The following is a 14,314-nucleotide window of genomic DNA, read 5'->3' as shown; positions in this document are numbered from 1 at the left end:
CGCACCTGTTTCATTCTCCCTGAAATCGGAACGTATGAACCGTGCTGAACTATGCACTCAGACGACTGATGATGCTGCCGATCGTCCTCTTCGCACTGTCGTTGATGATCTTCGCGCTGCAGATGTCGCTTTCGCCGACCCAGAGACTGGCGGCCTATGCGCCGTCGCCCGATTATCTCAAGGGTGGTCAGGAGAGCATCCGCAGGATGATCGAGCAGTATGGGCTCAATGATCCCACCTACATCCAGTATGGCCGCTGGATCGGCGGTGTGCTCAGCGGCAATCTCGGCTGGTCGGAAACCGCCCGTCAGCCGGTGTCGACGGCGCTGATGTCGCTGTTTCCGGCAACACTGGAACTGGTGGTGCTCGCCTTCGTTCCCTGCCTGCTGCTCGCCGTCTTCCTCGGTTCGCGCGCCGGCATCTATCTCAACCGCTGGCCGGACCACGTCATCCGCATCTTCACGATTCTCGGCTGGTCTTTCCCGGTTTACGTCTTCGGCCTGTTGATGCTGTTGATCTTCTATTCGGCGCTTGACTGGTTCCCACCCGGCCGGCTCAGCCAATGGGCCCAGACCGTGGTCAGCTCCAGCGACTTCGTCCGCTACACCGGCGCCAACACCGTCGACGCATTGCTGAACGGCAGTCTGGCGATCTTCGCCGATGCGCTTCGCCACCTCGCAGCACCCGTCATCACGCTGACCTATGTCAACGTCGCCAGCATGACGCGGGTGATGCGCACCTCGATGCTGGAAACGCTGCGACAGGATTATGTGCGCACCGCCCGTGCCAAGGGTCTGCCGCGCCGCGTCGTCGAATTGCATCACGCCAGGCGCAACGCACTTCTGCCGCTTGCGACCATCGCCGGCATGGAACTGGCCGTAATGATGGGTGGCGTCGTCATCACCGAGACCATCTTCGATTATGCCGGACTCGGCCAGTTCGCCGCCAAGACCGCCGCCAATCTCGATTTTCCTGCCGTTCTCGGCTTCGGCCTCTATTTTGCGGTTGTCCTGGTGCTGATGAACCTGATCGTCGACCTCATCTATCCGTTGCTCGATCCGAGGGTGAAGACGCAATGAAGTTTCTTCGTTACCTCGCACGAAATCCGGTGTCCCTGTTCGGCGTCGTGATCCTCACCGCCTTCGTGCTGATCGCCGTTTTCGCGCCGGTCCTGGCGCCGCCGCAAAGCTTCCAGCTTTCCCCCTACGACACGCCGCGCGCCGGCTTCCTGGCAACGCCGCAGCCACCGTCGCCGGAGGCCGTTTTCGGCACCACGCAGGGCCAGTACGACATCTTCTACGGTGTCGTCTGGGGCACGCGCACGGCATTCAAGATCGGGCTCGGGGTCGTCGCGATCTCGGTGCTGATCGGCACGGTCGTCGGTGCAGTCGCCGCCTATTACGGCGGGGTCGTCGAGGAAGTGCTGATGCGCATCGTCGACGTGTTCATGGCAGTGCCCTTCCTGATCGCGGCGATGGTGCTGACGGCGCTGCTCGGCAAGGGCATCGTGCCGATCACGATCGCGCTGACGACATTCGGCTGGATGAGTTATGCCCGTATCGTCAGAAGCGAGATCCTGAGGATCCGTGAGATGGATTACATCCACGCGGCGAGGAGCTACGGCGCCAGCGACCTCAGGCTGATCGTGCTGCATATCCTGCCGAATGCCATGTTCCCGGTGCTGGTTCTGGCGACGATGGCGACCGGCTCCATGGTGCTGTCGGCCTCGGCGCTCAGCTTCCTCGGTGTCGGTACCGAAGAAGGCTACGCCGACTGGGGGCAGTTCATCGCCTATTCGCGCAACTGGATCGTCGGCCAACCCGGCAACCCCTTCCAGTTCTGGTACACGCTGGCCTTCCCCGGCGCTGCCGTCTTCCTTTTCGTGCTGTCGTGGAACCTGGTCGGCGATGCGCTGCGCGACATGCTCGACCCCCGTCACGCCCATTGAGACCCAATGCCTTTAAGGTCCCCCAATCTCTTTAAGATCAAAGGAGCATTTTCCATGTCCTCTCTGTCTGCTGCTGCCATCGAGCTTTTCGAGGATCTGATCCGATACGAGGTCGAGGACAAGGCGATCCCGTCGATCTCCTACGCCCTCGTTGATCGAGATGGCGTGCTCGCCGAGGGCCATGTCCAGCGCCATGACCGCCATTTCGACATGGGCAAGGACACCTGCTTCCGCATCGGCTCGATCACCAAGACCTTCACCTCGCTGGCAATCATGCAGTTGGTTGAAAAGGGCGTGGTCGATATCGATGTCGACGTCTCGACCTATCTGCCGGGGTTCAAGCCGATAAATCCGTTCGCCGGCGCTGAAGGCGGGCCACACGGTTCGGTCATCAGCCTGCGCAAGCTGATGACCCATACGGCCGGTCTCGTGCGCGAGCCGAAGAGCGGCCACTATCTCGACGCCACCCGGCCGCCGCTCGAAGATACCGTTAACGAGCTCGCGAGCTCGATCCTGAAGCAAGATCCGAGCCTTGGGGTGATGCACTATTCCAATGCCGGCATCGCGGTCGTCGGCCGGGTGATCGAGACGGTGACCGGCCAGAGCTATTCCGACTATGTCGCCGCCAATATCCTGAAGCCGCTCGGCATGGACAACTCCTCCTGCGGCATGGCGCCCGGCATTCGCGAGCGGCTCGCGCCTGCCGACATGTGGACGCTCGACGGCGACACTCCGGCCCCGGTCTTCAGCCTCGGCGGATCTCCGGCCGGCAACATCTTCTCCACCACCGGTGACATGGCGCGTTACGCGCAGTGCCTGCTGCGTGGCGGCTTCGACGCAGAGGGCAATTCCATCATCTCGCCAGCCTCGCTGCGCGAGATGTGGACGCCGTTCGGCAAGCGTCCGGCCGGCCACGACAGGACGCTCAACGGCTATGGCCTGTGCTTTGGTTCCGGCGACGTCGATGGCTGGACCTCCGTCGGCCACGGTGGTGCCGTCTACGGCTACGCCTCACAGATGATGCTTCTGCCTGCCGCCGGCGTCGGGGTGCTGATCTTCGCTACCCTTGATTTCGCCAACCAGATCGCCTCGCGGCTTGGGGTGGACGGCGTGCGCATCGTCCTTGCAGAGCGCAAGATGGGCAAGATGCCGGAGCGCGTGCAGCGTCCTCCGGAGATCTCCGAAGCGCAGTTCAAGACCCTGCCAGGCTATTATCGCGACGACGCCACGCAGGAGATCGTCGAGGTCAAATCCAAGGACGGCAAGATCTATCTGATGGGCGAGGGCGTGCCGCACCAGATCCGCCCGATCGCCGGCAACGATTTCGTCATCGACGGCCGTATCTACGGCCGCGGCGCGGACTACGCCCACATGAACCTCTCCTTCCCCGAAGCCGGCAAGCTCATCTGGAAGGATGCGAGTTGGACACGCATCGAGGCACCTGATGATGAGACCGTTCCCGACGGGATCGCGCCGCATCTCGGCGAATACGGACCGGATTTCAACATCACCTACCTGACCTACAGCCATGGCGGGCTGAAGTGCCTGATTGAATATTTCTGCACCCACACTTGCGAGCCGGTCGAGGAAGGCCGCTTCCGCATGCATGGACGGCTTTACGAAGACGAGATCCTCGAGCTCGACGCCGTCGACGACAACGGCAAGCGCGGCATCCGCGTCGGGCCGATGTTCCTGGAGCGGCGCAGCCCATCCCAGGCGGAAGCGGCGTGACCCGGACCATGGCCGCTCCGATCAAGATGGAGTCACCCTTGGGTGCCCGCATGTTCATCGGCGGGCGCGAGGTCGACTACTATTGCGGCACGTCCTACTTCTGCCAGCACGGCCACCCGGAGGTGATCGAGGCGGCCTGCGATGCGACCAGACAGTACGGCATGGGGCCTGGAACGCTCGCCCATATGCAGGTCTATGCCGACCTGCAGGAGCGGCTGCGTGACTGGTTCGGCACGGAAGAGGTCGTCTACATGATCTCCGGCTACACCAGCCCGATGGTGCTGCTGCAGGGCTTGCGCGACGATTTCGACGTGATCCTGATGGATTCGGCGACGCACTACAGCACCCGCGACGCAATCCCGACGCTCGGCAAGCGGATCCATGAATTTCGCCATGCCGACCCGGACGATCTGGCCGCGCAATTGTCGCAGCATGTGAAACCGGGCGAGCGGCCGGCGGTGCTGACGGATGGCGTTTTTCCGTCCTCGGGCAAGTTGGCGCCGCTTGCAGATTTCCGGCAAGCGATGGCCTCCTATGATGGCGCATTGCTCTGCATCGACGATTCCCACGGCGTTGGCGTCCTTGGCGAGACCGGCCGCGGATCGCTGCAACATGCGGGGCTCGAAGGCGAGGGCAACTATCTTGCCGGTACGATGAGCAAGGCATTCGGTGCGCTTGGCGGCATCGTCCCTGGGGATGCGGGTCTTGCCGCGAAGATCGCGGGCAATGCCATGATCATGCGTGGTGCCTCGCCGGCGCCTCCGGGTCTTGCGGCCGCCGCCGCCGCATCGTTGCGGGTTCTGCAAACGACGCCGGAAAAGCGTGCCAATCTCATCCGCAACGTCAAGCATATGCGCAGCGGGCTGCGGGCACTGGGTTTCGAAGTCGTTGACACGCCAGTGCCGATCGTCACCATCAAGGGCGTCACCGACCTCGAGCAATTGCGCGATCGTCTTGCGGAGCGCGACATCATCGTCAGGGTGCAGCAGCCCGGCGGCTATTCCGATGCGTCAGACGTCTCGACCATGCGGCTTGCGGTGTTTTCCGAGCACACGCCTCACCAGATCGACCGGCTCCTACAGTCGATGGCCGAGCTTCTTTAAACCTGAGAGGCAGCGCCGCGGCCGATGATGGGTTCGGCGAGAGCTCGGCCGTCTACCGACCGGGCGTCGACGGAGCGCGGACGTCTGTACGTGAGGGGTGAATACATAAGTAATTGAAATATTAGGCGGGGCGCTATCCGCATGAGTTCTCCGGCGGCCAGCGCCAGCGCATCGGCATCGCCCGCGCGCTGATCCTCGAGCCTAGCCGGTGGAGCGGCCAGGGGGTCTTGTTCGAAAATAGACGTGGTGTCGATATGAAAACGACTGCCCGCGCGATCCGGACGGGATAAATAGACGTAGAATTTCTGGAAACTGGGATGAACCAATGGACCGCATGCCGAAGATCGCCGTGATCATGGATGAGAACACCAGTTCAGGTGGCGGACGCTATGATACCTCGAAGAATTACTTCTCTGCGATCCGCCGCGCCGGCGCTTTTGCCTTCGGCATCCCGTACATTCCTGATCTGGTTGACCAGGTCGTCGAGGAGTTTGACGGGTTCCTGAGCGTCGGTGGCCGTATCAACTTTCCGAAAGACTGGTACGTCGATGGAGACCAATCCCAGTATCCGCCATCTGATCGTCTTGCCGTCGATATGGCGTTGATGGAAGGGTTCCTCGCGCGCGAAAAACCTGTGCTTGGCATCTGCAATGGCATGCAAATGCTTGGGTGTCTCAACGGCTGCCGGATGGTCTCGGATGTCCATTCGTCGTGGCCGGAAGCCCTCAATCATGACCAGGCAAATGTGTCGCATGACGTTCGCGTCGTCGCCGGCACCAGAATGGCTGAAATCTTCGGCGCCGACACATTCGCTGTGAACACGTTTCATCGAGAGGCGATTGTGGAGGTATCCGGCGCCGTGACCGTCACGGCCCGAGCATCCGATGGAGTCGTCGAAGCGATCGAGATCGGCTCGCAGTCTTTTGCCATGGGGCTGCAATGGCACCCGGAATTGCTGGACGCCGAAAGCCATCCGGGCGCTCGCGTATTTGACGCGTTTGTGGAAGCTGCAAGCCGCTCATCCCGTTAAGAGGGCAAAACGACACTGCATCGCGAGGGTAGGCTTCTATTGGCGCGCTCAGTTATTGTGGCCGCTGTAGCGTAGCAGTTCCGGAACACGCAGAGCCAAGATCGCAAGTGAAATGGCCAACAGCGTCCCGCTGATCAGCGCCACATTGGCAATGCCGATGATTTCTGCCGCCGAGCCGAGCAGCAGGCTCGAAACCGGCATCACGCCGATGGTCAATTCCTGGATGCCCATCACGCGTCCCTGCACGTGCGGTTCGGTCATCATGAGCATGAGCGTGGTCTGCAGGATGCCGAACGGTGACGCCGACAGTCCGATGAGCCCCATGAGAACAAACGATAGGGGCACCGAGGACGACAAGGCGAAGGTCGCCCATAGGGCTCCCCAGATCGCCGTGCCAATCAGGAAAAGGCCGCCCTTGTAGCGGAAGTCTCCGAGACTGGCGATGACAAGAGCCCCAGCCAGGCTGCCGGTACCGGCGCATGTTAGTAACAGGCCGAGCCCCTGAGGCGTCAGGCCCAGATGTTCCTTGGCGATTACCGGCATGAAGCCCTGGTAGATCGGCCACAACAGAATATTGGCCAGGAACGTGACGGCCAGGACAGACCGGAGGAGGACGTTCCCGGAGATGGTGCGAAAGCCTGCCGCGACAAGGCTCGCGAAGCTTTCTTCTCGATCTGGTTGCCGGCTGCTCTTCAGGTTCCTCATCGGCCAGAGCGCAACGAACGAAATGAGATACCAGCAGGCGGAGATGGCGAGCGCCGATGCAGCGCCGAATGCTAGGATCATCGTTCCTCCGAGCGCCGGCCCGATCATCTGCGTCAAGCTCAGGACAAGCGAGTTCAGAGCATTCGCGTTGCTGAGCTTCTCGCGATCGACGAGATCGGCGACCAGCGCGAAACGTGCCGGCTGGGATGGGGATTGCGCCAGGCCAATGCAGAAGCCCCCAAAGACCAGGCCCCAGAAGGATATTTTGTCCAGTGCTACGAGAAGCGCAATCACGCTGAGGACGGCAAAGGCCCAGCCGGACGCAGCCAAAAGCAGCCGGGGCCGGTCGAAGCGGTCCGAGATCACGCCCGCGAGGGGACCAAGCATCATCGGTCCCAGCCTTGCCGCGGTGAAGAGGGCGACGGAAAACTCCGAGCGGGTGGTCTCAAACACCAGCCAGCCGAGCACGAGCGTCTGCGTCCAGAGGCCCCCGAAAAAGAAAAGGTTGGATATCCAGAGCCTTCGATACCCTGGATAAAGGAGAAGAGATGACGCGATCCTGGCCAGGAAACCGACGCGAAGCGCGCATGTGGAGGCGCGCTCGCCTGGGATCGTGTCGGAACGGGCTGCGCTGTCCAGTTCTTGCGTCATCACATTGCACCTTTCCAGGCGGCTGTTCGCCCTCGGGCTCGCCGCCTTTCGAGAGGCAGCTGCTCGTTGCTGCGTCTGGGGTGCCAATGCGATGTTCGCCGCTGCCGCATTGGGCAATTCGCGACCGGAGCGCGCGACATGGCCTCGCCTATAGGGATGTATTCGGCTGTTCGGAAATTAAGAAAACCGATGGAAACCATTGCGTTAGCGAATGGACCGGGGTGCGAGATGCAGGAACCGATTTTCCGTTCCAAACGCGACGATCCTTCATGAACTCGTCGGGCGCATACCTGGCGCGCTCCAGGGCTTCTAGGGTAGGTTCGGATGGAGGCTGGCCATCGTTCCGCAGCGAAGCCTGTACTTTTCCCTTTGCATGCAGATTGTATACAAGATAATAAATGCAACGCATTCAATCTTGGTTTGACGCGTGATCTGGACCGCCTGGTGATCGCATGGTGCGGCGATCCGCCGTCATCCTCGCCGCAATCGGCTCCAGCACATTTTGGGGGACGAATGAACCGCTATCCCATGTTCAATCCCCAGCTGTTGCTGAGCTTTGTGGCCATTTGCGAAAGCAACAGCTTCACCCGCGCAGCCGAGCGGGTGAACCTTTCCCAATCGACAGTCAGCCAGCAAATTCGCCGACTGGAGGAAATGCTCGGGAAGGCGCTTTTCGAACGCTCGTCACATCAGGTGCAACTGACGGAGGAAGGGGTCAAGTTGCTGAGCTATGCGCGTCGCATCATCGCGCTGAACGAAGAGGCGCATGACGCCTTGGCGGGCCCATGGCGCGACGGCGTGCTGCGCTTGGGAATGCCCGAGGATTTCATGGTGCCGACGGCCGATCTGCTGGCGGCTTTCAATAGCCAGCATCCGCACCTGCGGCTGGACGTGACGAGCGGTCTCAGCGCCGATCTGCAATTCGCCTATCGGGACGGGGAGCTCGACCTTATTCTCGTCAAGCAGCGCCGCAAGCAACAGCCGCGCGCGGCAAGGCCGGAACCGTTGCTGTGGCTGGACAGCCTCGTGCGCCCGGCGATCGAACAGGTGCCGGTGCCTTTGGCTGTGTTCCCGCTGAACGGCCTCTACCGCGACGAATTATGTCAGGCGCTCGATACTCTCGGCATCCGCTGGCGTATCAGCTACAGCAGCGCCAGTCTCGCAGCGCTTGCCGCCGCCTCGGCTGCCGGGCTTGGTGTCAGTCTCTTGCCTGCGAGCTGCCGTCTGCCTTCCCACCGCGTGCTGGGCGCTGCCGAGCGTCTGCCATCCGTCGATGACTTTGAACTGGCGCTGTTTTACCGCGACGATGCTAGCCCCGCAGCACTGGCGCTGGCGGAACGCCTCATCGAGTACTGTGACCTGCGGAGGTAGCGACAGAGGGGAGGCGTCCACCCCTTTGTTATTCACGATCGCTGCGTGGTCGCCCGCTTGCATTGGCAAATCGAATAGCCAGCATTGGTAAATGTCGCTGCCATGCGGTGGCGCCGTTCGGTAGATTGGCGGCCCTAACCCAATCCATGATGAGGCAACGCAACAATGTTGGAACAGATGCTACGGCAAAGCCGCAGAACCTTTCTCAGCCGGAGCGGGGCGCTGACCACGGCGTGCGCTGTCGCCGGGTTGTCTGGCGGAGCGGTTCGCGAGGCATCGGCCAGCGCGGGTGAGAGCGCTGGCGAGACGAACACCAAGACGCTCGCGGATCGCCACTACATCCTGACCGGCGTGCGATTGGAGGAGGGGTTCGAGTATGACGGCGATGTCGTCGTCGCCACACGGACTGCGCTCTACGCGTTGGAGATCAAGGACGGCGCGATCGTCGCCTTGCACGCGGAAAATGCGAACCTGCCCGAAGGTGTGCTGCGCTATCAGGCGCACGGCCAACTGTTGCTGCCGTCGATGCGCGATATGCACATCCATCTCGATAAGACGTTTTATGGTGGCCCATGGCAGGCGCCGCGCCCGCGTCAGGGCAAAACCATCATGGATATGATCGCGCTCGAGGAGAAGCTGCTTCCTCAGTTGCTGCCGACCTCGCGCGAGCGCGCCGAGGGCCTGATCGCGCTGCTGCAGTCCAAGGGAAGCACGGTCGCACGCAGCCATTGCAACATCGACCCGGTCAGCGGTCTCAAAAGCCTGGAGCACCTGCAGCAGGCGTTGGAAAACCATCGTGATGATTTCGTGTGCGAAATCGTCGCCTTCCCCCAGCACGGCCTGCTTCACTCCAAGGTTGATGGCCTGATGCGTGAAGCCATGCAGATGGGCGTTCAGTATGTCGGCGGCCTGGATCCGACGAATGTCGACGGCGCCATGGAAAAGTCACTCGACGCCATGTTCCAGATCGCGCTGGATACCGGCAAGGGTGTGGACATTCATCTGCATGAAACGAGCCCCGCCGGCGTGGCGGCGGTCAACTACATGATCGATACGGTGGAGAAGAATCCCGCTCTGCGCGGCAAAGTCACGATCAGCCACGCCTTCGCACTGACGACACTTGCTCCGGAGGTGCTGGAGGAGACGGCGTCGCGCCTGGCGGAACAGAAGATCTCGATTGCCTCGACGGTGCCGATCGGTGGACTGATGATGCCCTTGCCGCAGCTCGCCCAGAAGGGGGTCTTCGTCATGACCGGAACCGACAGCGTCATCGACCACTGGTCGCCATTCGGCAGCGGAGACATGCTGGAAAAGGCATATCTCTACGCGCAGCTTTATCGTGGTTCGGACGAATTCCGTCTGTCCCGGTCCATGTCTATCGCCACCGGTGGCATTCTGCCCCTCGACGACAAGGGCAAACGCGCTTGGCCAAATGCCGGCGATGAGGCCTCGTTCACGCTCGTCGGAGCGAGCTGCTCGGCAGAGGCGGTGGCCCGGATGCCCGCCAGGACTGCGACCTTCCACAAGGGGCGTCTCGTGTCGGGTGGGGTCGGCGAAGCCTGATAGAGCTTGAACTGCACCGACGTTCGTCATCACGAGCCGGCAGTCTGCCTCGTGCCGAACGTCGAAGTGTTACAAGGTTGGTAGCGCGGGTGTCCATGAAATGGCTCCCGCCCCGACTGTCGCACTAGGCTCCCGGTTACCTTCCGGGAGTGCCGCGTTTCGCCTAGGCAAGGCCTTCCGCGACAGCGTAGGCGGACAGCACTTCCTTGATGTTTCTGTCTCCGTCGGTCGGAAGCAAAGCCCGGGTCGTCACCGAATCGAGGTGATGCGCCATGAGGGCTGCCGCCTCGTCGGTTTTGCCGGCGATCAATTTGTCCAGAAGCTCCTGGTGCTCCGATACGGCGCATTCCGAAGAATGCGGTCGGCCATAGAGCGCAAGGATAAGGGAACTGCGGGCGACCAGTTCGTTCACGTAGCGGATGAGGCTGGCGTTGTTCGTCATCTGTGCCAGCAGCGTATGGAATTCGCCCGCCAGACGGATCGACGGAGCGCGCTCCTTCTTTGCCGCTTCCTCGGCAGCGATATGAGACGAGAGAATGCCGATTTGCTCGTTCGTCAATTTTCCAGAAAGCGTCTCGACCACCAGCCGTTCCAGCGCCATTCGGGTCAGGAACAGATTGCGCCCTTCCTCAAGGGTTGGTCGCGCGACCACGGCGCCCCTGTTCGGCCGCAACTCCACTAGCCCTTCCTCGCTGAGGCGAACCAGCGCCTCGCGCACCAGGGTCCGGCTGACACCCAACCTTTCGCCGATCGAATCTTCCGGCAGCTTCGATCCTGGAGACAGCGCCTGATCAAGGATTGCGCGTTTCAGGACGCGATGAACGGCCTGAGCGCGGCCGCCGCCGCCTTCGCTCTCTTTCTTTGCCATACTGGTCACTCCAAGCCGTAGCAATTGTCTCCTCGAATTGCATACAAAACGGCGAGATGTCTAGTGAATTGGCATCGACCCTCGGCAACAACGGTGGGCGCAAAACGAAAAGGCTTGTTGCCAGGTGACCCCTCTCGTGTTCTGGCCGAGTTCGTTCGCAAGATGCCGGTCAGTCCACACGAGGAGGGCCAAGGGTCGAAACCCATCGAGAGAGCAATATTTCGCTCAGATCGGTGAATGCATGGCTTGTGCGTAGCGTGACGGGTTGAAGCGCGTATAGAGGAAGAAAACGCCGACGACGCAGACGAGATGCAGCGTCCACCCAGGGGCGAAGCTGCCGCTGATGTCGTGCAGAAATGCCGTGGCGAAGGGGCCGAGTGACGCGATCAGGAAGCCGCCGCCCTGCATCAATGCTACCAGCACACCGGCTTCTTCCGGCCGCGGCAGATGATCGAGGGCCGTAACGATTGCCAGCGAGAAGCTGCTGCCGAGGCCGGCACCGCACAGGCCAACCCAGATCGCGGGCGCCGCTTGGGGCAGGAACGCAAGACCGGCGAAACCGATCGCCTGCATCGCCAGCGTCAAGCGCAGGAACGCACGGCGATCGATGCTACGGCGGGCCAAGACCGGAAGGGCGAGGGCGGCAGCCGCCTGACAGATGGCCATCAGCGCTACGAGATTGCCGCTATCTCCGTTGCTCCAGCCGAGAGACTGGTAATAGGAGGCGAGCCAGGCGACGGCCGAAGAGTAGCCGGCGTTGACCAGGCCGAAGGCGAGAATGAGCGTCCAGGTCCGGGGCCGGCGGAGCAGCCGGCCGGTGAGCGCCTTGTCCGGGCGATCGCTGCGCGAATCCGACAGGATCAGCCACGCGGCACTGAGAGCAACAAGCGCCGGTGCCGCGAGCCAGGCAAGAGCCGGGCGCCAGCCGTAGCCGGCACTGACGAGGAATGGCGTCAGCCGCGCGCCCAAAGCCCCGCCGCCCATCAGGATGGCGGAATAGAGGCCGGTGACCACGGGTATGCTGCGCGGAAACTCCGCCTTGATGATCCCCGGGAAAGCCGCCTGGATAAAGGCGACGCCTGCGCCGCAAAGGGCGGCCGTCATCACCAACGCTATGCCGCCCGGCGCGACGAGCCGAAGCAGGGAACCGGCAGCCAGCACAACGAGAGCGATGAGAATGCCGCGCCGCGTGCCGATCAAGGCCTGCAGCGACGGGGATACGAAGGCACCCACACCCATCAGCATCATCGGCAACAATGTCAGCAGGGCCAGGCTGCCATATCCCATGCCGGTATCGGCGACGATCTCGGACAGCACAGGCCCGGGAGCGGTAAGAAATGGCCGCAGATTGACGGCGACCAGCACGACGAGAATGAGCAGCATCCATTGGCGGCCCGTCGTGGGCTGGGTTGATTTGGGCATGATCGGGTATTTCCTTTACGTCTTCTTTTTGTTTGTGGCCCGAAGGGCACTTGCGCGGGGGCGCGTCAGTCATTCGCGATGGGAGGCCCCCCAAGGTCACCAGCGAAGCCGGGGTAGCGGCGGGCTAAAAAGGATGTCGGCGACAGGTTCCCAATGCCGTTGGGGTTTGGCCGGCGCGGAAAGGCGGCAAAGGCCTTGTCATCCACGCTTACGCCGAAGCCAGTTCCCGCCCCATGATGCGCTCGACCGAGGGGGCAAGGCGGAGAAGCTCGCGGGTATATTCGTGTTTCGGCGCGGTGAAGAGGGTTTCGGTATCGGCGAGCTCGACGATCTCTCCAGCCTTCATCACGGCGACCCGGTCGCACATCTGGCGGATCACCGCGAGGTCGTGGCTGATGAACAGCATGGAGAGCCCGGCGAGATCACGCAGATCCTTCAGGAGGTTGAGGAGCTGTGCCTGCACCGAGACGTCCAGCGCTGAGGTCGGCTCGTCGCAAATGAGCAGCGACGGGCGCGGACCCAGAGCGCGGGCAATGGCGATGCGCTGGCGCTGGCCGCCGGAGAAGGCGTGCGCGAAGCGTGCGCCGGCATCGGCGGGAAGGCCGACCGCTTCGAGCAATGTCTTTGCGTCCTGCCTGGCTTCATCCGCATTCGAGGCCAGCTTGTAGAACAGGATCGGTTCCGCAATGGCGGCGTTGATCCTCAGGCGCGGATTGAGCGCCGAATAGGGGTCCTGGAACACCATCTGCAGGGACTGGCGGATCGATTTTTCACGTCGGCCGCCAAGCGCCGTGCCCTCGAAATCGATGGAGCCTGCGCTCTGGGTGACAAGACCAGCGATGGTGTTGGCAACGGTGGTCTTGCCGCAGCCGGATTCGCCGACGAGGCCGAAAATCTCGCCGCGCCGGACATCGAAGGACACGCCCTTGACGGCCTTGAAGACCGATGTCTTGCGAAGCAATCCGCGGCCGCCGTATTCCACGGCAAGGTCGCGCACGGAGAGCACCACCTCGTCGCGACTGCCGGTCTCGCTCTTCGCACTCTTGCGGCGCACCGTGGCGCGCGCGTCAAGCGTTACCTTCGTTTCTTCGCTCGGCACGGGCAGACGCTCGAGCCGCGTATCGATGGGCGGCACGGCCGCGATCAGTGTGCGGGCATAGGGCGCTTTGGGTGCTGTCAACACGTCGCGCGTCGGGCCGCTTTCCACGATCGCACCGTTCTGCATGATGGTGACGCGGTCGGCGATCTCGGCGACGACGCCCATATTGTGGGTGACAAGCAGCACGCCGACGCCCCGCTGGTCGGCAAGATCCCGGATGAGCTTGAGGATCTGCGCCTGCACCGAGACGTCGAGTGCTGTCGTCGGCTCGTCGGCCACGATAAGCTGCGGATTGCAGGCGAGTGCTGTGGCGATGACCACCCGCTGGCGCTGTCCGCCGGAAAGCTGGTGCGGGTAGCTGCCAAGCCGACGCTCGGGCTCCGGGATGCCGACGGCCTTCATCAACTCCAGCGCGCGGGCCTTCGCCTCCCTTGAGGAGAGCTTCAGATGCGTGAGCATGCCTTCGCACAGCTGGCTTTCCACCGTGAAGAGCGGGTTGAGGCTCGTCATCGGATCCTGGAAGATCGCACCGACGTCACGCCCGGGCACGATGCCTTCGGTACGGCCGGTGCGCAGGTTGATCTCCTTACCGGCGATGACGATCGAGCCGGCGGCGATCTTGCCGGGGGCCTGCAAGAGACCCATCAGCGCGTTACCGACGGTGGTTTTGCCGGCGCCGGATTCGCCGACGAGAGCGTGGATTTCTCCCGGCCGGATCGAAAGATCGATGTCCTTGACGGCCACAAGCGTGTCGCCGTTGGCCAGAGGATACTCGACGCGGAGGTTGCGAATATCGAGAACGGGGCGCGTTGTTTCGGTCATC

Annotated in this window: 11 protein-coding genes; 7 read left to right on the top strand and 4 right to left on the bottom strand. The window is 62.4% G+C overall.

The window, feature by feature from the left end; translation table 11 throughout:
* Window positions 1-41: 41 nt before the first annotated feature.
* The 5 genes from ACTJKM_RS28325 to ACTJKM_RS28305 all read left to right on the top strand — a co-directional run bounded on the left by ACTJKM_RS28325 (window position 42) and on the right by ACTJKM_RS28305 (window position 5,812).
* Window positions 42-1,079 (top strand): ABC transporter permease, encoded by a 1,038-nt coding sequence (locus ACTJKM_RS28325; RefSeq protein ID WP_440638460.1) that lies wholly within the window; start codon window positions 42-44, stop codon window positions 1,077-1,079.
* Window positions 1,076-1,948 carry an ABC transporter permease gene (locus tag ACTJKM_RS28320; RefSeq protein WP_058327195.1) on the top strand — a complete coding sequence of 291 codons (873 nt, stop codon included), beginning with the start codon at window positions 1,076-1,078 and terminating at the stop codon, window positions 1,946-1,948. The genes ACTJKM_RS28325 and ACTJKM_RS28320 overlap by 4 nt, the downstream gene beginning before the upstream one ends.
* Before the next feature lie 54 nt (window positions 1,949-2,002).
* On the top strand, window positions 2,003-3,679 hold the full coding sequence (locus tag ACTJKM_RS28315) for a serine hydrolase domain-containing protein (protein ID WP_440661433.1): 1,677 nt from the start codon (window positions 2,003-2,005) through the stop codon (window positions 3,677-3,679).
* Entirely contained in the window at window positions 3,676-4,782 is a 1,107-nt protein-coding gene (locus tag ACTJKM_RS28310) for an aminotransferase class I/II-fold pyridoxal phosphate-dependent enzyme (protein ID WP_440661432.1), read from the top strand. Before ACTJKM_RS28315 ends, ACTJKM_RS28310 begins: the two co-directional genes overlap by 4 nt.
* Before the next feature lie 325 nt (window positions 4,783-5,107).
* The gene (locus tag ACTJKM_RS28305) at window positions 5,108-5,812 is read left to right on the top strand and encodes a gamma-glutamyl-gamma-aminobutyrate hydrolase family protein (RefSeq protein ID WP_113133036.1); all 705 of its coding nucleotides are present in this window, start codon (window positions 5,108-5,110) and stop codon (window positions 5,810-5,812) included.
* Between the two features lie 48 nt (window positions 5,813-5,860).
* Here the strand turns inward: ACTJKM_RS28305 and ACTJKM_RS28300 are convergent, their stop codons facing one another.
* Entirely contained in the window at window positions 5,861-7,168 is a 1,308-nt protein-coding gene (locus ACTJKM_RS28300) for an MFS transporter (RefSeq protein ID WP_113133037.1), read from the bottom strand.
* A 513-nt stretch (window positions 7,169-7,681) separates the two neighbouring features.
* Between ACTJKM_RS28300 and ACTJKM_RS28295 the strand changes: the two genes are divergently transcribed.
* Both ACTJKM_RS28295 and ACTJKM_RS28290 read left to right on the top strand, forming a co-directional pair.
* On the top strand, window positions 7,682-8,539 hold the full coding sequence (locus ACTJKM_RS28295) for a LysR family transcriptional regulator (RefSeq protein ID WP_440638454.1): 858 nt from the start codon (window positions 7,682-7,684) through the stop codon (window positions 8,537-8,539).
* A gap of 165 nt (window positions 8,540-8,704) precedes the next feature.
* Complete coding sequence (locus tag ACTJKM_RS28290; protein ID WP_440638452.1) at window positions 8,705-10,102, top strand: amidohydrolase family protein; 1,398 nt, start codon at window positions 8,705-8,707, stop codon at window positions 10,100-10,102.
* 163 nt (window positions 10,103-10,265) lie between these two features.
* On the opposite strand, the gene ACTJKM_RS28285 is transcribed toward ACTJKM_RS28290, so the two are convergent.
* From ACTJKM_RS28285 to ACTJKM_RS28275, 3 genes are all read right to left on the bottom strand, one after another.
* Window positions 10,266-10,970 carry a GntR family transcriptional regulator gene (locus ACTJKM_RS28285; protein ID WP_058327190.1) on the bottom strand — a complete coding sequence of 235 codons (705 nt, stop codon included), beginning with the start codon at window positions 10,968-10,970 and terminating at the stop codon, window positions 10,266-10,268.
* Between the two features lie 225 nt (window positions 10,971-11,195).
* Window positions 11,196-12,392, bottom strand: a complete 1,197-nt coding sequence (locus tag ACTJKM_RS28280) for a cyanate transporter (RefSeq protein WP_058327189.1) — start codon at window positions 12,390-12,392, stop codon at window positions 11,196-11,198.
* Window positions 12,393-12,600: 208 nt separating this feature from the next.
* On the bottom strand, window positions 12,601-14,313 hold the full coding sequence (locus tag ACTJKM_RS28275) for a dipeptide ABC transporter ATP-binding protein (RefSeq protein WP_440638449.1): 1,713 nt from the start codon (window positions 14,311-14,313) through the stop codon (window positions 12,601-12,603).
* Window position 14,314: the final 1 nt, after the last annotated feature.

Origin of the sequence: Ensifer sp. 22460 (genome assembly GCF_052044935.1) — a bacterium.
Classification (GTDB): Bacteria; Pseudomonadota; Alphaproteobacteria; order Rhizobiales; family Rhizobiaceae; genus Ensifer.
This window is presented reverse-complemented; position numbering and strand designations above follow the sequence as displayed.

Excerpts from the sequence above, each read along its gene's own strand:
- ACTJKM_RS28320 (WP_058327195.1), top strand. The coding sequence starts at position 1,076 with ATGAAGTTTCTTCGTTACCTCGCACGAAATCCGGTGTCCCTGTTCGGC.
- ACTJKM_RS28315 (WP_440661433.1), top strand. The coding sequence starts at position 2,003 with ATGTCCTCTCTGTCTGCTGCTGCCATCGAGCTTTTCGAGGATCTGATC.
- ACTJKM_RS28305 (WP_113133036.1), top strand. The coding sequence starts at position 5,108 with ATGGACCGCATGCCGAAGATCGCCGTGATCATGGATGAGAACACCAGT.
- ACTJKM_RS28300 (WP_113133037.1), bottom strand. The coding sequence starts at position 7,168 with ATGACGCAAGAACTGGACAGCGCAGCCCGTTCCGACACGATCCCAGGC.
- ACTJKM_RS28295 (WP_440638454.1), top strand. The coding sequence starts at position 7,682 with ATGAACCGCTATCCCATGTTCAATCCCCAGCTGTTGCTGAGCTTTGTG.
- ACTJKM_RS28290 (WP_440638452.1), top strand. The coding sequence starts at position 8,705 with ATGTTGGAACAGATGCTACGGCAAAGCCGCAGAACCTTTCTCAGCCGG.
- ACTJKM_RS28285 (WP_058327190.1), bottom strand. The coding sequence starts at position 10,970 with ATGGCAAAGAAAGAGAGCGAAGGCGGCGGCGGCCGCGCTCAGGCCGTT.
- ACTJKM_RS28280 (WP_058327189.1), bottom strand. The coding sequence starts at position 12,392 with ATGCCCAAATCAACCCAGCCCACGACGGGCCGCCAATGGATGCTGCTC.
- ACTJKM_RS28275 (WP_440638449.1), bottom strand. The coding sequence starts at position 14,313 with ATGACCGAAACAACGCGCCCCGTTCTCGATATTCGCAACCTCCGCGTC.